16 protein-coding genes are annotated in these 18199 nt (G+C 57.8%); 5 read left to right on the top strand and 11 right to left on the bottom strand.

Going from position 1 to position 18199, the window contains the following annotated elements:
* The first annotated feature begins 244 nt into the window (after positions 1-244).
* Positions 245-2707: a choice-of-anchor D domain-containing protein gene (locus GTQ55_RS02600; protein WP_237567786.1), complete on the top strand. Its 2463-nt coding sequence runs from the start codon at positions 245-247 to the stop codon at positions 2705-2707.
* Positions 2708-2766: 59 nt separating this feature from the next.
* Here GTQ55_RS02600 and GTQ55_RS02595 read toward each other — a convergent pair whose 3' ends face one another.
* The 7 genes from GTQ55_RS02595 to GTQ55_RS02565 form a co-directional block, all read right to left on the bottom strand.
* Positions 2767-3513, bottom strand: a complete 747-nt coding sequence (locus GTQ55_RS02595) for a TerC family protein (RefSeq protein ID WP_161857331.1) — start codon at positions 3511-3513, stop codon at positions 2767-2769.
* A gap of 100 nt (positions 3514-3613) precedes the next feature.
* Positions 3614-4003: a SpoIIAA family protein gene (locus GTQ55_RS02590; RefSeq protein ID WP_161857330.1), complete on the bottom strand. Its 390-nt coding sequence runs from the start codon at positions 4001-4003 to the stop codon at positions 3614-3616.
* Between the two features lie 114 nt (positions 4004-4117).
* Positions 4118-5215, bottom strand: coding sequence for a TonB family protein (locus tag GTQ55_RS02585; RefSeq protein WP_161857329.1), 1098 nt, complete (start codon positions 5213-5215; stop codon positions 4118-4120).
* 251 nt (positions 5216-5466) lie between these two features.
* Positions 5467-5778: a hypothetical protein gene (locus tag GTQ55_RS02580; RefSeq protein WP_161857328.1), complete on the bottom strand. Its 312-nt coding sequence runs from the start codon at positions 5776-5778 to the stop codon at positions 5467-5469.
* 190 nt (positions 5779-5968) lie between these two features.
* Complete coding sequence (locus tag GTQ55_RS02575; protein WP_161857327.1) at positions 5969-7486, bottom strand: aldehyde dehydrogenase; 1518 nt, start codon at positions 7484-7486, stop codon at positions 5969-5971.
* Positions 7487-7587: 101 nt separating this feature from the next.
* Positions 7588-8112 (bottom strand): asparaginase, encoded by a 525-nt coding sequence (locus GTQ55_RS02570; protein ID WP_161857326.1) that lies wholly within the window; start codon positions 8110-8112, stop codon positions 7588-7590.
* A 111-nt stretch (positions 8113-8223) separates the two neighbouring features.
* Positions 8224-8886, bottom strand: a complete 663-nt coding sequence (locus tag GTQ55_RS02565; RefSeq protein WP_161857325.1) for a fumarylacetoacetate hydrolase family protein — start codon at positions 8884-8886, stop codon at positions 8224-8226.
* A gap of 173 nt (positions 8887-9059) precedes the next feature.
* Between GTQ55_RS02565 and serA the strand changes: the two genes are divergently transcribed.
* The gene (gene serA, locus GTQ55_RS02560; protein WP_161857324.1) at positions 9060-10292 is read left to right on the top strand and encodes a phosphoglycerate dehydrogenase; all 1233 of its coding nucleotides are present in this window, start codon (positions 9060-9062) and stop codon (positions 10290-10292) included.
* Between the two features lie 164 nt (positions 10293-10456).
* A complete protein-coding gene (gene rarD, locus GTQ55_RS02555) occupies positions 10457-11371 on the top strand; it encodes an EamA family transporter RarD (protein WP_161857323.1) in 915 nt (304 codons plus the stop codon).
* A gap of 15 nt (positions 11372-11386) precedes the next feature.
* Here the strand turns inward: rarD and GTQ55_RS02550 are convergent, their stop codons facing one another.
* From GTQ55_RS02550 to GTQ55_RS02540, 3 genes are all read right to left on the bottom strand, one after another.
* Positions 11387-12367, bottom strand: a complete 981-nt coding sequence (locus GTQ55_RS02550; protein ID WP_161857322.1) for an alpha/beta hydrolase — start codon at positions 12365-12367, stop codon at positions 11387-11389.
* A gap of 72 nt (positions 12368-12439) precedes the next feature.
* Positions 12440-13504, bottom strand: coding sequence for a class II fructose-bisphosphate aldolase (gene fba / locus GTQ55_RS02545; protein ID WP_161857321.1), 1065 nt, complete (start codon positions 13502-13504; stop codon positions 12440-12442).
* Positions 13505-13713: 209 nt separating this feature from the next.
* The gene (locus GTQ55_RS02540) at positions 13714-14877 is read right to left on the bottom strand and encodes a phosphoglycerate kinase (protein ID WP_161857320.1); all 1164 of its coding nucleotides are present in this window, start codon (positions 14875-14877) and stop codon (positions 13714-13716) included.
* Between the two features lie 323 nt (positions 14878-15200).
* Here GTQ55_RS02540 and GTQ55_RS02535 point away from each other — a divergent pair, with 323 nt between their 5' ends.
* On the top strand, positions 15201-16004 hold the full coding sequence (locus GTQ55_RS02535; RefSeq protein ID WP_161857319.1) for an alpha/beta hydrolase: 804 nt from the start codon (positions 15201-15203) through the stop codon (positions 16002-16004).
* A gap of 2 nt (positions 16005-16006) precedes the next feature.
* The gene (locus GTQ55_RS02530) at positions 16007-16201 is read left to right on the top strand and encodes a CPXCG motif-containing cysteine-rich protein (RefSeq protein ID WP_183946613.1); all 195 of its coding nucleotides are present in this window, start codon (positions 16007-16009) and stop codon (positions 16199-16201) included.
* Positions 16202-16290: 89 nt separating this feature from the next.
* Here GTQ55_RS02530 and GTQ55_RS02525 read toward each other — a convergent pair whose 3' ends face one another.
* On the bottom strand, positions 16291-17970 hold the full coding sequence (locus GTQ55_RS02525; RefSeq protein ID WP_161857318.1) for an FAD-dependent oxidoreductase: 1680 nt from the start codon (positions 17968-17970) through the stop codon (positions 16291-16293).
* Positions 17971-18199 lie beyond the last annotated feature (229 nt).

The following is an 18199-nucleotide window of genomic DNA, read 5'->3' as shown; positions in this document are numbered from 1 at the left end:
CTCTGGCAGAACTGCCTGGTGCGGGCCACACGGATGGCCCGCTTTTTTTGCGCCAGTATGACTCTGGCCCTACGCGCCTGCTACAGGTGGCTCTACAGAATGCTTCCCCCGCAGTTCATGTTATCCCGACGCAACTTTTCGATCCCAAGTTGCACAGCGGTGCCCCCACAAGAATAGTCAAGGTGCGAATATGAAATCGAGATACCAACTTCCTCGAGCTAGGCTCGCGGCTTTGTTTTTACTCATGTTTACGGCAGGTTCCACCAGTGCCCAAGCGACAACGATCTACTCCGACAGTTTTGCTAGTGGCGACATCAGCGATTGGAATACAACAGGTACGGTAGATGCCCACAACAATAGCGCGATTCGCCTGCGAGCCAATTCCAGTGCGAGCCATATCCTGTCTACTGCGGGCTATTCCGCGGTTTCCGTATCTCTGATCATGTCAGCGAGCTCCCTGGAGAACGGCGAGTTCTGTTATGGTGAAATATCCACGGACGGCGGCAGTAACTGGACCACCGCCATCACAATAGCCAATGGTGATGACAACGGCACCCAGTTCAGTGCCAGCAGTGCTCCGGCTGGTATCGACAACAACACATCAGTGCAGTTGCGCTTTCGCGGCACCGGCGCCACTACTGGAGATTACTGCTACGGGCATCAGGCACTCGCAACAGGTACCGGTGGTGCCCCCACCAATCCAGATATTGACGCCCCCGGTAGCGTAAGTTTTGCCTCGGTCACTCCCGGTACCAGTACGACGCAGGATATCTGGATTTCCAACAGCGGTTCGGCGGCTTTGATAATCAGTGGCACAAGCGCACCTACCGGACCATTCAGCATCACCAGCAATAATTGTTCGACGGTTGCGGCCGGCGGAAGTTGCTCAATCTCGCTACAATTTAACCCCTCTACCGAGGGCAGCTTCAGTAGCGGGATCACCATCACGTCAAATGATCCCGACGAGCCCGTTGTTTCAATCGTCCTCACCGGCAACGCCAGCCAGGGCGGTGGCACCGTGCAGGATTTCGACCCACTTACCGGCAGCGGTAACGTCAGCCGCTCCGCCTTGACCATGAACACCCTGATCAATGGCAGCGCCCCCGGGAGCCTGGTGGACTTTTCGAACTATGCACTCCCCGCTCAGGCGGCCATGCCCACCAACCAGTTTGAGGGATCGCTGGAACTATTTGGGGAGGCAACCGAAGGTGCCTTTAATGAACAAAAAGACACCTTCCGCTATACCGGAACCCAGGATGCCACCCGCAAACATCTGCCGGAGTTCAACTTTGATTTTGTACAGACCGGGAGTCACATCGTGCCAACGGAGCGCGGCTCCATTCCGAGCTCTCACCCCGAATGGGAATATGTACTGACACCGGGACGTGTGTGGAATGAGAACGGTGATGCCGGGTATAGCCGTGTCGCATTACCATTTGCGCTTCAGCAGAAAAATGCAAACTGCATACACAACGGAGTCATGACCTTCCTGTTCAAGGATGATGGTTCCGTCTCCGACGCCGCCTACCAAATTGCGAGTGAGACCTGCCTCTATTACCAGTTTGATATGTGGGGACAGCTTACCGCCAATTACACACCGCAAACGGTCAGCAACAGTGCACTGACAGTAAGCGAGTATCAGGCTGAAGTGGCAGCGCGTATGCCGACCAAGCCACTCAGCGCACTGCCTCAGGATTATCCGGGGACCGATTACACCCGCTTTGCCACACCCAACAGCAAGGATCCCGCTGCCATCTCCCTGGTCGGATTCGTGATTGATGGTACGCACTATGTGGGAGGTTGTAGCACCCGAAGTGGCACCTACCCATTCTGCGAATCACTGGTGGTGCCGTCCTACTCCAGCGCCAAGACAGTATTCGCTGGTGGTACGCTGATGCGACTGGAGCAGAAGTACCCCGGGACATTCAATCAGTCCATCGGCAGCTATATCAGTGAATGCAATACCAACGGCAACTGGAATGACGTGACTTTCGGCAATGCGCTGGATATGGGAACCGGCAACTATAAGCTCGCCGGCTATATGAGCGACGAAGGCGCTAGCCACACCAATGACCTGTTCCTTCCGGAAGATCACGCCAGCAAAATATCCTATAGCTGCACGGAGTACCCTCGCAAGGCAACGCCTGGCACCAAATGGGTTTACCACACTTCCGATACCTATGTTCTGGGTACTGCGATGAACGCATACCTTCAGGGTATCGAGGGCAGCAGCAGTGATATATTCCGGGATATCCTGTTCGATGAGGTGTTGGCGCCGCTTGGTGTAAGTGCCACGGCAGAGTTTACCCGCCGCACCTACGACAGTGTGCAACAGCCTTTCACCGGCTGGGGCCTGATGTGGTTACGCGACGATGTAGCAAAAATTGGTAACTTCTTTGCTGATACCAGCCAATCCACCCTGCACCAGGCGCAGCTTGACGCAGCGCTCCAACGTGATGCAAACGACCGCGGCCTGGAGCCCCTCACTGACTACAAGTACAACAATGGCTTCTGGGCGCATGAGATCAGCAGTGATATCAGCGGCTGTGGCAACCCCCTGTGGCTGCCATTCATGTCGGGCTACGGTGGTATTTCAGTCCTGATCCTGCCCAACAATAGCGTGTATTACTACTTCGGTGATGACGACGAATACTTGTGGATGGATGCGGCACAGGAATCACACAGTATCCGCAGCTTGTGCCAATAGCTCTTCAGGCACAAAAAAGGGGGCGATTAAATCGCCCCCTTTTTTATTTACAGCGCTTGTTACTCTTCCCTTATAGGCTTGTGCAGCTTTACCGCCCTGGCTTTTTTACTGCGCATACGGATATTCAACATTTCCACCGCTACCGAGAAGGCCATGGAGAAGTAAATGTAGCCTTTCGGTACATGCACATCGAAGCCTTCGGCGATCAGGGTTACCCCGACCAGAATCAAAAACGAAAGCGCCAGCATTTTTATGGTGGGGTGGCGATCAACAAAGTCACCAATAGGTTTGGCGGCAACCAGCATGACACCCACCGCCAGGACAATCGCAATCGCCATAATGGAGATATGATCCACCAGGCCGACGGCGGTAATGACGGAGTCCAGGGAGAATACGATATCCAGCACGGCAATTTGCGCCAGCACCATGCCGTAGGTGGCTGTTGCGACACTACCGGTCTCGCCGTCCACACCCTCGAGGCTGCCGTGAATTTCATGCGTAGCCTTGAACAACAGGAACAGGCCACCGCCGATCAGGATCACATCCCGCCCGGAAATTTCCTCACCAAATACGGTAAACCAGGGTTCGGTCAGTCCCATGATCCACGCGATGGAGAACAGCAACATCAGGCGTGTGACCATGGCCAGCGCCAGCCCGATAAAGCGTGCAGATTCACGCTGCTTTTCCGGCAGGCGGCCAACCAGGATGGAAATGAAGATGATATTGTCGATACCCAGAACGATTTCCAGGGCCGCCAGCGTGGCGAGTGCGATCCAGGCCTCTGGGCTCGCAATCCATTCGAACATGTTGTTTCCCCCGATTTGCGCAATTGCGCCAGGTCATATATGTAGCAAACGGCCCCTGCCGCGGGGCAGGGGCCGTTTTAGAAATTATTCCAGGGGGAGTTTATGCGTTTTGCTCTAGCCAGGCCACGGCCTGTGCTCTGTCGTCGAAGATTTTGGCTTCACCGCCAATAAACCAGCTGCCGACTTTGGCGGCGACTTCCTGCCACTGCTTGTCACCGACCATGGCCACCCGGTTGAACTGCCGCCCGTGTTTTAATCCCAGCTTGAGATCGTCCCATGCGGCGCGGATTTCCCAGCCGGTCAGATCGCGCATATCGAACAGCACATCCACTTTCGGGTGGTCCATGCCGGCGATGGCGGATTCCAGCATGGGCACCAGGGTTTCGTAATCTTCATGCTCCAGTTTGCCCCGCGCATACAGCGACAACAGCACACGTTCATCTCCGGTGCGCTCAATGCTGACGGAAAAGCCGTGATGATATTCGCTCATGGATCGTCTCCCCTGCCCTCAGACCAGGCTCTGGATACTTGTTTACCCGTAGGTATAACGTATTTCCGCGCTAACGCCCAGTGTCGAGGCAGGGCCACAGGGCATCCGGCGACATCAATCTGCCATGCTGAAATTCACACGCATTTTTCGCCCCGGGGTGTCAACCGCGACACCGTCCTCGAAGCGCGGAGCAAAGCGCAGGTCTTCAAGGTAATCCTGAGTAGAACGCCCGAAACTCCGGGAGCCTTTGGTCTCCAAAATTTCGATATCTTCCGCAATGCCGGCGTCGCTGATCGTAAACTGTGCAATCGCGTAGCCCTCTGTCCCGATCTCCAGCGCACTCCGCGGATATTTCGGGTTACGCCTGAACAACGGCTTTGGCTCCTGATTCATGTTGAATGGCGTGGCCTTCCCAATAGCCCGACATTGCTCGATCGATTTCTCACTCTCTCCCAGTGAGTCGTATACCTCAACCAGGAACGCGCGAGCGGTGAGTTCTAACTGTGTATCCTTTTCGGAAGATGCGTCGGCGAGCGCCAGCGCTTCAGCAAGGAACACTTCGGCCTGCCGGTAGTTTTTCCGCACCAAAAAGTACTTGCCGAGGTAGAAGCCCGCCAGAAACCGCTCGACCTGGTACTCTCCGAGCGGCCCGGTAAAGACGGCATAGGCGCGCTCCAGATATTCAAGGGCATGGCGATCGCCGGCGTTATCAATCCCGATTCTGCCAGCTTCCTGAAGAAGCTTGGCATAGAGGTAGGAGTCTTTGCCGCGGCTGGCTTCGGCGATATCCAGTGCATCGTCGACGAATCGACGGTAGCGTTGACGCGAGGAGTGGCCGACATTCGCCGCTCTCGCCTTCGCATGCATCATCAAGGGATCAATAAGCGCTTCCGCATTTTCCCCATAGCTGCTGCGGTAGACCGTCATGGCTTCGGACAACACTTTCTCCGCATCGTCGTACCGTTTGAGAGCAATCAGGGCACTGCCGTAATTGAGCGCGGAAGCAGCGCGATTTTTATTATTCTCGGGCAAATTCTCCTTCGTATAGTCGAAAACCGATTTCGCTGTCTCGGCAATTCGGCCTTTACTACCTGACTCAAGTGCCAGTTTGTACTCTGCAAACCGGTCCCCGAGTTCACCCGCATTTGCTGCACTACTCAGTGCGACGGAAATGGCCAGTGCGTTGACCCAGCGTAACGGTTTTACCTTCATTGTCGCTCCCTTGCCGCCTCTTTATTGTTCGATTTTTACATCCTCAGGATACGCCGCCCATGGCGCATCATTAATTGTCGCACATTGCGTGTGCGCAACAACAGATTCCGGGGCCCGATACGAAAAAGGGCCGCGAATGCGGCCCAGGGGGAACAGGTTCAGATCTTTGCTGCGGCATCCGTGGATACCTTTCGGGAATGGGGCTCAGGCCGGGAGTGGGGCTCAGCGCTTCACTTCACCGGCGCCCTGATTCATCGGGAAAGAATATCCACAATCTCGTGGGTGGCGTGAACCAGTCGAACCAGCTCACCCTCAATCCGCACGGTCACCAGTCCGCGATCATCAACGGGGTGCACCACCACCGCATGGCGATAGATTTCGTCCTCGAGGACATAGCCCCGCTGGAGCTTTTTCTTCCAGCCTGGAGGCAGCTCGCCGCCGCGGTTGACCTTTTTCTGTAGCCCGGGGGGCAGGTCACCGTGTTTATCGGGCTTTGCCAGTGCCGTGGTAGCTGGCACTGCCAGCGCGATCGCAACAAGTGCGGTAGTCAGGCTCTTCAGCATGGGGTCACCTCTATCAAAGTTGATTCAAAACGAATACGCGCCATCGTAAACCGACAACAGGTCGACACACCCGCACGACATCACATTTTTATTATCCAGCGCCGCAGATGACTACAGCCTGAATGACATAAAAAAGGGCCGCGAATGCGGCCCAAAGGAGTCAAATCCAGCTCTTTACAGGGTTGCGGGATCAGCTGATATCGATCCAGGTGGATTTCAGCTCACAGTATTTGTCCAGCGCATGCAGAGACTTGTCGCGACCGTTACCGGACTGCTTGAAGCCACCAAATGGCACAGTGATATCGCCGCCGAAGTAGTTGTTGATCCACACCGAGCCGGCACGGATATCCCGGGCCAGGCGGTGCGCGCGACTGATGTCTTGGGTCCAGACACCGGAGGCGAGGCCGTAGATGGAGTCGTTGGCGATTTTCAGCGCCTCTTCTTCGGTTTCAAACTCGATGACCGACAGCACCGGGCCAAAGATTTCCTCACGGGCAATTTTCATGTCGCCATTAACGCCCTTGAAGATGGTCGGCTCGTAGTAGTGTCCGCCCTCAACCGCCTCCGCAGGCTTGCCGCCACATACCAGCTGTGCACCCTGCTCCAGGCCCTTGGCCACGTAAAACTCGACAGTATCAAACTGGCTCTGATCAATCAGTGCGCCCATGACGCTGTTCGGGTCCTGCGGGTGGCCCGGCTTGAAGCGCTCGGAGGCCTTCTTCACCTTTTCGATAAAGCTGTCGGCGATGCCCTTTTCCACCAGCAGGCGGGTACCCGCGGTGCAGGTTTCACCCTGGTTGTAGAACACCGCCAGCGCCGCGGCTTCCGCGGCTTTGTCCAGGTCCGCATCGGCGAACACAATGTTCGGGCTTTTGCCGCCCAGCTCAAGGAAGGTGCGCTTCAGGTTGGACTGGCCGGAGTATTCGGTGAGGGTCTTGCCCACTTCGGTTGAGCCGGTAAACGTGAGCCCGTCGATATCCATATGCAGGCCCAGGGCTTTACCCAGGGTGCTGCCAGGCCCTGGCAGTACGTTCAGCACGCCGTCCGGCAACCCAGCTTGCTTGGCAAGGCCCGCCAGCTTGATGGCGGTGAGCGGCGTGTTGGAAGCGGGCTTCAGGATCACGCTGTTGCCGGTGGCGAGTGCCGGGCCCAGTTTCCAGGCAGTGGTGGAGAGCGGGAAGTTCCACGGCACGATGGCCGCGATCACCCCCAGGGGCATGCGGGTAATCAGGCCAATTTCGGTGGGCCCGGTAGGCGCAATCTCATCGTAAATCTTGTCGATGGCCTCAGCGGTCCAGCGAATAGTGGTCACAGCGCCGGGCACGTCCACATTCATGGTGTCGCTGATGGGCTTGCCGGCGTCGAGACTTTCCAGCAGCGCGATTTCTTCGCGGTTTTCCTCGATCAGCTCGGCAAAGCGCACCAGGATTTTCTTGCGCTCCATCGGCGGCATATGGGACCAGACGCCGGACTCGAAGGTATCCCGGGCAACTTTCACCGCGCGCTCGGCATCTTCCGGGCCACAGCTGGCAATCTGCGCCAGTTCCCGCCCGTCAGCGGGGCTGGTGGTAGGGCGGGTCTTGCCGGAGAGGGCGTCGACATATTCACCATTGATAAATGCCCGGCCCTCGATGGTGAGGGCGTCGGCCATGGCAAGCCACTCCTGGAGGGTCTGCGGGGTCGGCTTTTTTTCGGCCTTGTTGGTCATGGCACACCTCGTGTGGGGTCGAATGTTGATAAAACTGAAGGATTGTTCAGTTTATACCTAAAATGTGATCACAAATCAAAGCCTGTGTGCGGCTGCCCGGGTCAGATGGCTTCGAAGGTGCCGGTCTCGAGGTTTTTACGCGCGCCGGGAATCGGAAAGACGCGATTGTGGAAGGCGATGTAGAAGCCGGGCTCCACCAGGCGTGCGGTGAGCAGGGCCTCGGTGACATTCTGGCGGGCATCGGAGTCAATAAAGCCCATGGGCTTCATGGCGCCAGTGAACACCACCGGCACCTTGGGGGTTCCCATCTGCCGGTAACAGTATTCGGCGGTAACGGACATGGTGTCGGTACCGTGGAGGATGACGATAGGGTCGCCCCGCTCTGCAGTGGCCGCAATGGCGCTGCAGATCTGCATGCGGTCGTTGTCGTCCATTTCCAGCGAGTCCTTGTTGAGCACGCTCTCCAGTTCCAGATGGGTATAGGGCAGGCGCAGGCTGGAGATCAGGCCCTCACGGATGATTGAGGCCCGGTTTTTGAGCGTGCCCTCGGATTCGCAGTAGCTTTTCTCGATGGTGCCACCGGTTGTCAGGATGCGGACAGTGGCCTTCTGGTTGAGATCTGTCATCTTTTTTCCCGCTGAGTGAGTACAAAAATGCGCATCTTAGAGGGGGTTTTGGAATGGGACAATCTTAGTTTGCCGGGTGTGCCGCTCCACCCCCGAGCGCTGGGCGCCAATTCAGGCGACCGAAGTCTCCACCCGCAACCAGTCGTCCTCTAACCCCATTGCCACCCGGTCACCCACTGACAGTTCACCAACGCCGGCGGGCGTACCGGTCAACACCACGTCTCCCGGCAGCAGGGTGAAATGACTACTGATGTACGCCACCAGATCGAGAATCGGCGTCAGCATATGGTTGGACTTGCCGCGCTGGCGGATTTCGCCGTTCAACCACAGGGTGTACGTCAGGTTGTCCCAGTCCGGCAGCCAGTCCAGCTTCACAAAGGGCGACAACGGACAGGCACCATCAAAACCCTTGGCTTTTTCCCAAGGCTGCCCCTGCTTTTTCAGCGCCGACTGCAGCTCGCGCAGGGTCAGGTCCAGCGCCAGGCCGAGGCCGGCAATGGCCTCCGGAACATCCGCCGCATTGGCGTCGGTCAGCTTGTCGCCGACCAACAACGCCAGCTCGCCCTCAAAATGGCAGCTGCCCCGGCCACGTGGCAGGTGCACGGGCTCTGCCATGGGTACCGCCGCCGTTGCCGGCTTGATGAACAGCAATGGCTCGTCCGGTACCGGGTTGTCCAGCTCCGCCGCATGGGCCGCGTAGTTGCGCCCGACACACACGATCTTGCCTAAAGGGAGATCAACGGGAGATTTGCAGGTAAAAGTATGCTGATACATAACCAAATTCGATACCTAGGATAGATATTGCGTATAAAGCTTTGCAGGCCGCATGTGTTATGATGCCGCCCTCGCCGGGTTCCCGGCGGCCTCCAATTGATTTTCGCCCTTTTTCGCTAATTAGTCGCGATGCCTTTGTCCAATTGTCATCGCGCACGGCCAAGAGATCCGATATGGCTCCACAGACTTCTCTTCAGAAAGACAAAATCCGTATTCTGCTACTGGAAGGCGTTCACCAGTCCGCGGTGGATCTGCTGTCTTCCCGCGGCTACACCAATGTGGAATACATTAAAACCGCACTGCCGGAAGACCAACTGATCGAGAAGATAGCCGACGCGCACTTTGTCGGGATCCGTTCCCGCACCCAGTTGACCCGCAAAGTACTGGAGAGCGCCAACCGGCTGATTGCCGTAGGCTGCTTCTGTATCGGCACCAACCAGGTAGACCTGCAGGCGGCGACCGACCTGGGTATTGCGGTATTCAATGCGCCTTATTCCAATACCCGCAGCGTAGCTGAACTGGTGATTGCCGAGGCGATCATGCTGTTGCGCGGAATCCCCGAGAAGAACATGGTCTGCCACCGCGGCGGCTGGCAGAAATCCGCCGTGGGCTCCTACGAGGCCCGCGGCAAGACCCTCGGCATCATCGGCTACGGTGCCATCGGATCGCAGACTTCGGTGCTGGCCGAAGGCATCGGCATGCGTGTGATCTTCTTTGATGTGGTCACCAAGCTGCCGCTGGGTAACGCCTCCCAGGTGAACAGCCTGGACGAGCTACTGGCGCAATCCGACGTGGTGTCCCTGCACGTACCCGAACTGCCCTCCACCAAGTGGATGATCGGCGCCGAGCAGATCGCGAAGATGAAAAAGGGCGCAGTCCTGCTGAACGCGTCCCGCGGCACCGTGGTTGAAATCGAGCCGCTGGCGGAAGCGCTGAAGAGCGGCCACCTGTCGGCCACCGCCATCGACGTGTTCCCGGTGGAGCCGCGCGGCAATGACGACGAGTTTGTCTCCCCTCTGCGCGGCCTCGACAATGCCCTGCTGACACCACACGTCGGCGGTTCTACGGTCGAAGCCCAGGAGAATATCGGTGTGGAAGTGTCCGACAAGCTGGCGCTCTATTCCGACAACGGCACCACCACTAGCTCGGTAAACTTCCCGGAAGTTGCGCTGCCCAGCCACGTCGGCGCGCACCGCCTGCTGCACATCCACAAGAACGTGCCCGGTGTACTCGGCGCGATCAACCAGGTGTTCTCCGACAACGGTATCAACATCTCCGCCCAGTTCCTGCAGACCAATGAGACGGTAGGCTATGTGGTGATTGACGTGGACGCGGAGTACTCTGACCTGGCGCTGGAAAAGCTGAAGAACATTCCCGGTACCCTGCGCTGCCGCGTCCTGTTCTGATTCGCCCCGTCGACCATTCCTGACAGGCCCGCGCACGGTCTGTTAGACTCCCGGAAACCCGGTTGCTGTGTATTCAAAGCACAACAACCGGGTTTCTTGCTTTCTGTCTTCCCGAATCAAATGCGCAGGCCAGTGTGATGGCCTGTGGGCCAGGACTATTCCTCGTGCAAAACCAGAATTCCGATACTGCCGCCGCGGGCTTGCTGGCGGGTTGCGGCGCCTACCTCATCTGGGGGGTTGCGCCACTCTATTTCAAGCTACTGGGCGACCTCTCCGCACCGGAGATTCTCGCCCACCGCAGTATCTGGTCGCTGTTGCTGGCACTGATTTTACTGGCACTGCTTGGCAAGTTGCGCGGGCTGCGCGCGGTGTTCGCGTCCCGAAAAACCATGTTGGCGCTACTTGTCTCCACCGCCCTGATCAGCACCAACTGGCTGATCTTTATCTGGTCGGTGACCAATGATCACCTGCTCGACGCGAGCCTCGGGTATTACATCAACCCCCTGATCAGCGTTTTGCTCGGCGTAGTGGTTCTCGGGGAACGCTTGCGGCCGCTGCAGTGGATTGCGGTAGCGCTGGCGGCAGTGGGTATTGCTTACGAGCTGTGGCAGTTTGGCAGCCTGCCACTGGTGGCGCTCGGGGTCGCTACAACGTTTGGGTTCTACGGTCTGGTGCGCAAGCAGACGCCGGTCGACAGCCTCACTGGACTCACCGTGGAAACCCTGTACCTGCTACCACTGGCGGTGGGTTTCCTGTTCTGGACCACCAGCCCCACCAGCAACCTGCTGGATAATTCGTGGCAATTGAACGGCCTGCTGCTCCTGGCTGGTCCCATTACGCTGACACCACTGCTGCTATTTAATATCGCCGCACGCAGGCTGAACCTGTCCACCCTCGGGTTTCTGCAATACCTGGGTCCGACGCTGATGTTTTTCCTCGCAGTACTGCTTTTCAACGAGCCCTTTGACAAGACCAAGCTGGTGACATTTATTTTCGTGTGGGTTGCCCTGGGGTTTTACTCGGCGGACGCACTGATACTTCGGCGCAAGCGCCGGGCGCTCAGAAAAAAACCGCTATGAATCGCAGCCCGAGGCTTATGGTTCGGCGAGCCAGTCATCCAGTGCGGCGATAATCTGCTGCCGGTAGGGCTGGGTTTCGTTGATCATCTGGTGGCGCGCACCGCGTACGATTACCCGCTTGCTATTGGGAAAGCGCCCGTGGATTGCACGCATGTTGTAGCGCCAGTCTACGGTTTTGTCGTCGGTCCCCTGTATCACCAGGATCGGCTTGGGATTGCGGCTGGTTTTGGGGAAGACCTTGAGCCAATCCACCATTGCTCCGAGCCAGCGGATTGACATCACCGGCGACTGCAGCGGATCCCGGTGCGCCTGTCGGCGTGCAAATTCAGCATCGTGGGTATTGATATTGAAACCGCGGCTCGGGTGCGGCATCAGGTAGCGCCCCAGATAAAACATCCACTTGCGCAGATGCCAGTTGGCCGGTCGCACCAGCGGCGCCAGCAGCATGATCTTGTCGAACGGTTGCCACAGGCTGAACTGCAGGTAGCTCAGCAGCGTGGCGCCGCCGGTACTCTGCCCCATACCGTGCCATGGACCCGGCATTTTCCCCTCCGCCCTGTGCAACAGCGCTTCCAGCACTTCCCGATATTGCAAAAAGGTATCAATGGCTACCGGCTCTCCACTGGAGAGTCCGTGGCCGGGAAAGTCGACGGTAACCACATTGAAATTGCGCTCGAGGCCAAAGCGTATAGCCGCGCCGTAAATACCGGTGTGGTCAAAATAGCCGTGGCAGATAAACAGGGTGCCCCTGGGGTTGGGCACCAGCCAGTACTGGGCGACGAGTTCAAAGCCGGTGGCCGTGAATGTTCCGATACCGGTACCAGCAGCTTCGTCAAAATTGAGGCGATAGTAATTGCGGTAAGAAACGACCGAGTTGGGGAGGGGCTGATCGCAGGCGAAGTCCAGTGCCGGTAGCTCTTTGCGCAGCGCGGAGTAATCCGGCCGGCGGATAACCGGGCTTGCGTCGACAGCGTTAAAGTCTTTCAGCAGATCCATGACTTAATGGTACTGCATTTTTATACCAAAAAGGGCGAACCGAAGTTCGCCCTTTTTGAAGACCGGCAAAGATCAGTTGATCTTCGGTACCAGTTCGCCTTGCTCGTAACGCTGGAACATGGTTTCCAGGCTTACGGGCTTGATCTTGCTCGCGTAACCGGCGGTGCCAAAGGCTTCGTAACGGGCCACACAGATATCCTTCATGGCCTGGGTAGTGACCTTGAGGAATTTGCGCGGATCAAATTCGGACGGGTTCTGGGCCAGGAAGCGACGCACCGCGCCGGTGGACGCGAGGCGCAGGTCGGTATCGATATTGACCTTGCGCACGCCGTGCTTGATACCTTCGCAGATCTGCTCAACCGGCACGCCGTAGGTTTCCGGAATCTCGCCACCAAACTCGTTGATCACCTTCAGCCATTCCTGCGGTACCGAGGAAGAACCGTGCATAACCAGGTGGGTATCCGGGATACGTGCATGGATTTCCTTGATGCGATCGATGGCGAGGATGTCGCCGGTGGGGGGGCGGGTAAACTTGTAGGCACCGTGGCTGGTGCCACAGGCGATCGCCAGCGCGTCGACCTGGGTTTTCTTGACGAAATCCGCCGCTTCTTCCGGGTCGGTCAGCAGCTGGTCGTGGGACAGTTTGCCCTCGGCACCAACACCATCCTCCTCGCCGGCCATACCGGTTTCCAGGGAACCCAGGCAGCCGAGCTCACCCTCTACGGAGACGCCACAGGCGTGCGCCATTTCCACCGCACGTTTGGTGACGTCCACATTGTACTCGTAGGAAGCCGGCGTCTTGCCGTCATCCATCAGCGAGCCATCCATCATCACTGAGCTGAAACCCAGCTGGATGGAGCGCTGGCACACGGCCGGGCTGGTACCGTGGTCCTGATGCATAACCACCGGGATATGCGGAAACTCTTCCACAGCGGCCAGAATCAGGTGGCGCAGGAAGGGAGCGCCGGCGTATTTGCGGGCACCGGCGGACGCCTGGACGATCACCGGAGAGTCGGTCTGGTCCGCCGCCTCCATGATTGCACGCATCTGCTCCAGGTTGTTGACGTTGAACGCCGGTACGCCGTAGCCGTATTCGGCGGCGTGATCCAGCAGCTGACGCAAGCTGATTAAAGCCATGAAAAAACCCTTTCTCGTCGAAATAAAGTTGGAATTTGGTACTTCTGGTGTGCGATTCCTGAGCCGGAGCCCGGTCGCATCTCTTTTTAAGTTTGGGTACTTCTGTATCTACATCGGAAACTGTATGGACAAGCAGGCCGCTAGCGCCATCAGGCGCTGTGGAGCTGGCGCGGCGCCGAGGACTTCGTCCAGGGCACCGCCTTCAGAGTTTATTCGCTGGCGCGGCTCTCCAGCATGGCAACCGCCGGCAGCACCTTGCCCTCCACGTACTCGAGGAAAGCACCACCCCCAGTAGAAATATAGGAGACTTGCTCGGCAATTCCGTATTTGTCCACTGCGGCCAGGGTGTCTCCACCGCCAGCAATGGAGAAGGCGTCGCTGTCGGCAATCGCCTTGGACAGGCGCTCGGTACCGCCGCCAAACTGATCGAATTCGAACACACCGACCGGGCCGTTCCAGATAATGGTCTTGGCGCCCTTAAGGATTTCCGCCAGTACCGCGGAGGAGTCCGGGCCGATATCGAAGATCATGTCGTCGTCTGCAACCGCGTCGGCCGGCTTGGTTTCCGCCGCCGCAGATTCACTGAACTCCTTGCCGGTCACCACGTCGCTGGGCAGCGGGATATCACACTTCTGCATCAGGGCCTTGGCGGTACCGATCAGGTCGTGCTCACACAGGGACTTGCCTACTGGCTTGCCGTCTGCCGCCAGGAAGGTGTTGGCAATACCACCGCCGACAATTAGCTGGTCCACCTTGTCGGACAGGCTCTCAAGCACGGTCAGCTTGGTGGAGACCTTGGAGCCACCAACGATGGCCACCATTGGGCGCGCCGGTTTGGCCAGGGCCTTTTCCAGTGCGTCCAGTTCCGCTGCCAGCAGTGGGCCGGCGCAGGCAACCGGGGCAAATTTTGCTACACCGTGGGTGGAGGCCTGGGCGCGGTGCGCGGTACCGAACGCATCCATCACGAACACATCGCACAGATTCGCGTACTGCTTCGACAGAGCCTCATCGTCTTTTTTCTCGCCCTTGTTGAAGCGCACATTTTCCAGCAGCGCCACTTCACCATCTGCAAGTTCCACACCGTTCTGCCAGTCCTTAATGACCGGCACCTCTTTGCCCAGCAGTTTGCCAAGGTGCGCAGCGACGGGAGCCAGCGAGAACTCTTCCGCAAACTCGCCCTCGGTAGGACGGCCCAGGTGGGACATCAGCAGGACTTTGGCACCAGCATCGGAGGCGGCCTTGATGGTGGGGAGTGCCGCGCGAATGCGCGCGTCGGAGGTGACCGCACCGTTTTTCACCGGTACGTTCAGATCTTCGCGGATCAGAACGCGTTTGCCCGCCAGATCCTGGTCCTTCATCAATTTAACCGCCATAGCCAATCCTCATTTGCTGGTTGCTGAATACTTACTAACCCCGGAGTGGTGCGGGGAAAGCGGGCGCGGATTATACGCTCTGACCACCTGTATGGTCACCGCTCTGGCAGTAAATGCGGGCCGGTGCGTTACGCTGCGGAGTATATCAACCGGTTTTGTAAGTGAATTACCGCACAGCATGAATAACGAGGTGACATCGCTGTCATTTTTACAAGAACGCAAAAAAATCCTTTCGAACGCGTTGCCCGGTCAATTTTCGCTCCCTAACATTGCCAACAGGAGCAGGTTTGACCTGCCTTCAATCCCAGTCGACAGGAGTCCACATGGCCACAAACAGCACTGGCAGAGAGCGCCGCAGACACAAGGTGACTTTCCCCAATACCAGTGGCCAGATGCTCGCCGGAATCCTCGAAACCCCGGCCAGTTCCCCTCGCGGCTACGCGCTTTTCTCACCCTGCTTCACCTGTGGCAAAGACGTGCTGGCAGCCGCCCGAATCGCGCGCCGCCTGAGTGAGCTGGGTATCGCCACCCTGCGCCTCGACTTCACCGGGCTCGGTGACAGCGAGGGGGAATTCAGCGAGACCAACTTTTCCACCAATGTCGAAGACCTGAGGTGCGCGGCGAGCTTTCTGCGCGATGAGTTTCAGCCCGCCGATTTGCTTGTGGGCCACAGCCTGGGGGGCGCGGCAGTACTGGCGGCGGCACAAGACATCCCCGAAGCGAAAGCCATCGTCACCATCGCTGCCCCCGCGGACCCGGAGCATGTGCTCAAGCAGTTTTCCTGTGCACTGGACGCCATCGAGGAACACGGACAGGCCGAAGTCGAGCTCTCCGGCCGGCCGTTCGTGATTCAGAAACATTTTGTGGAGGATGTGGCGTCCATCGAAGAGGACTATATCCACCGCCTGGGGCGCCCGCTGCTGATCTACCACTCCCCCGTGGACCAGGTTGTTTCTATCGATGAGGCCGCGGATATTTATAACCGCGCCCTGCATCCCAAGAGTTTTATCAGCCTCGACGACGCCGATCACCTGCTGACGCGGCGAGAAGATGCTATTTATGTAGCGGATACCCTGGCCGCATGGGCGGAGCCATACCTCAGCCAGCAGACCAACAGGAGCGAGTGACTATGCATACCGTGGAAGAATTCAAAGCTCAGTGCCCCTACTGCGGCGAGAGTGTTTTGCTGCTGATTGACACCTCGGGCGGTAGCCGCCACTACATCGAAGACTGCACCGTGTGCTGCCGACCGATTCAGGTGCTGGTGAGTGTGGATATGGAAGGACAGTGGACCGTGCAACTGAAGCACGAGAACGACGTTTAACGGGCATCCACAAAGTACAAAGCGCGAACAACAAAAAAGGCCGCGAGCATGCGCCCGCGGCCTTTTTCGCATCCTGTGAGATGAAATCGTTACGCCGTCTGGTGAATTTCCCTCGCCGCGCGCTCGCCGGTAGAAACCGCAGCGTCGATATAACCGAAATATTCCAGCTCGGTGTGCTCGCCACAGAAGTGGATATTCCCTTCCGCCAGCGGTTGCGCGCCCCACCAGGAGGTGTAGCTGCCAAAGGTCGGGGTTGAATAGGAGCCTTTGGACCACGGGTTGGCAGACCACTTGGACTGCATCGCGGTACCGGTGTAGGCGGCGGAGGTTCCCGGGAAGACGTTATCCACAATGTTCAGGAAATGGTTTACGTCTGCAGATTTCGGCGCGGCGAACGGGGTGCTGCCGCCAAGGTTGGCACCATAATCGCCGCCAAAGAAATTCACCAGAATGCCTTCCTGGCTACCGGTCACGGAAGTGGAGTCCCAGGTATCGAACAGCTCGGGGCGCCCCACGTAGCACACACCGTTGGCGGTCACCGCCTGGCCATTGATGTACTGCGGCTGCGCCCACGGGCGGCTGCTGCCCTGGATTGCCATTTTGCCGTTGGAGCCAAACGCCATCTGTTCGATCGCCATGCGCTTTTCCGGACGGAAGCTTTCATACAATGCCGGTTCGATATCCACATCGCGCAGCATGGAGAACGGCAGCGCCAGCACCAGCTTGTCACAGTTGTGCACGTAACCGTCTTCGAAGGTCAGGGCATAAGGGCCATTGATGTGGCCTCTGATGGCCACCAGCTTGCGGCCGGTTTCAACGGTGCCTTCCGGCAGCTGTTCGACCATTTTGCTCCAGATCTGGTCGTTACCACCGGCAATGCGGAAGCGCTCGTCGGTACCCGCCAGCGGCGTGGCGCTGTTGATCGGGTTCCATGCCAGCAGGTAGATCAGGTTCAGAGCGGTCTGGTCTTCCGGCTGAATGCCGTATTCGGCAACCAGGTCGGCCTGGAATACCTGGCCCATATTAGAGTTGGCACCGATACCCACCTGGTCCATCCAGGTATTGGAATCGATGTAGTCCAGTGCCTTGTGGGTGTCATTGTGCCAATCGTAGGTAGGCAGCCACGGCGCCTCCTGCTGAATTTTCTTGAAAATCTTGTACACGTCGCGCCACTCTTCATTCAGCTGGTGCTCGGTGTAATGCTGGCCATTTACGTAATACAACTCGTTGCCGCCGGGCACCGCATTGCCGTTCACGTCTTCCACGTCCAGGCCAAGCTCATTGGCCAGGTTGCGCACTGCATTGTGTTCGGTGGAGATCAGCTCACCACCGCGCTCAACCGGACGGCCGAAAATGCTGCGGTTGGTATTTACCCGGCCGCCCAGGCGGGAGTTGCCTTCAAAGACGGTGCTGGCAATGCCGTACTGTTGCAGGCGGTGGGCACAGCGGATGCCCGCAACACCACCACCGATAATCGCTACCCGGCCGGGGCGACCATCGCCGTTACCGCCACCCGGATCGGCCTGGGCCGGCTTGGATACACCGCTGAGAGAAGCGCCCACACCCACCGCGGCTGCACCCAGCCCCAGCTGCTTCAGGAACTGGCGGCGCTGATCGTCGGACGCAGCCTTGCCACCGAGGCGCGCGCCTTCGGTAACGATGTCGAGACTTTCGTCTGCGGAAATTCCGGTTTTGTCAGATAGCGCCTGTGCAACACGCATGCGGCGCAGCAACCCCGCCATCGGGGAGAGGGACTTGCGGCTTCTCATGATTATTTTCCTGTGAGTCGTGATAATTGGGAACTACGTCCCAAAAGTTATTTTTCACGCCATTCTACAGAGAAGCACACAAAATGGAATATTTGTTCGGTTTTTGGTTCAACAAAGAAACTAAGTACTCACAAACCTGCTAAATCTTTGTTTTCTATACGTTTTCCTGATTTTCCGCACGCTCAACCACGGAGGGAGAATATTTTTTAAACAGATTTTTCTTCGTTTT

The sequence above is a fragment of the Microbulbifer hydrolyticus genome, assembly GCF_009931115.1.
GTDB classification, from domain to species: Bacteria; Pseudomonadota; Gammaproteobacteria; order Pseudomonadales; family Cellvibrionaceae; genus Microbulbifer; species Microbulbifer hydrolyticus.
This window is presented reverse-complemented; position numbering and strand designations above follow the sequence as displayed.

Coding starts and splice junctions, on each gene's coding strand:
- GTQ55_RS02530 (WP_183946613.1), top strand. CDS start 16,007: ATGCATACCGTGGAAGAATTCAAAGCTCAGTGCCCCTACTGCGGCGAG.
- GTQ55_RS02550 (WP_161857322.1), bottom strand. CDS start 12,367: ATGGATCTGCTGAAAGACTTTAACGCTGTCGACGCAAGCCCGGTTATC.
- GTQ55_RS02565 (WP_161857325.1), bottom strand. CDS start 8,886: ATGTATCAGCATACTTTTACCTGCAAATCTCCCGTTGATCTCCCTTTA.
- GTQ55_RS02540 (WP_161857320.1), bottom strand. CDS start 14,877: ATGGCGGTTAAATTGATGAAGGACCAGGATCTGGCGGGCAAACGCGTT.
- fba (WP_161857321.1), bottom strand. CDS start 13,504: ATGGCTTTAATCAGCTTGCGTCAGCTGCTGGATCACGCCGCCGAATAC.
- GTQ55_RS02570 (WP_161857326.1), bottom strand. CDS start 8,112: ATGACAGATCTCAACCAGAAGGCCACTGTCCGCATCCTGACAACCGGT.
- GTQ55_RS02600 (WP_237567786.1), top strand. CDS start 245: ATGTTTACGGCAGGTTCCACCAGTGCCCAAGCGACAACGATCTACTCC.
- serA (WP_161857324.1), top strand. CDS start 9,060: ATGGCTCCACAGACTTCTCTTCAGAAAGACAAAATCCGTATTCTGCTA.
- GTQ55_RS02525 (WP_161857318.1), bottom strand. CDS start 17,970: ATGAGAAGCCGCAAGTCCCTCTCCCCGATGGCGGGGTTGCTGCGCCGC.
- GTQ55_RS02580 (WP_161857328.1), bottom strand. CDS start 5,778: ATGCTGAAGAGCCTGACTACCGCACTTGTTGCGATCGCGCTGGCAGTG.
- GTQ55_RS02595 (WP_161857331.1), bottom strand. CDS start 3,513: ATGTTCGAATGGATTGCGAGCCCAGAGGCCTGGATCGCACTCGCCACG.
- GTQ55_RS02575 (WP_161857327.1), bottom strand. CDS start 7,486: ATGACCAACAAGGCCGAAAAAAAGCCGACCCCGCAGACCCTCCAGGAG.
- GTQ55_RS02535 (WP_161857319.1), top strand. CDS start 15,201: ATGGCCACAAACAGCACTGGCAGAGAGCGCCGCAGACACAAGGTGACT.
- GTQ55_RS02585 (WP_161857329.1), bottom strand. CDS start 5,215: ATGAAGGTAAAACCGTTACGCTGGGTCAACGCACTGGCCATTTCCGTC.
- GTQ55_RS02590 (WP_161857330.1), bottom strand. CDS start 4,003: ATGAGCGAATATCATCACGGCTTTTCCGTCAGCATTGAGCGCACCGGA.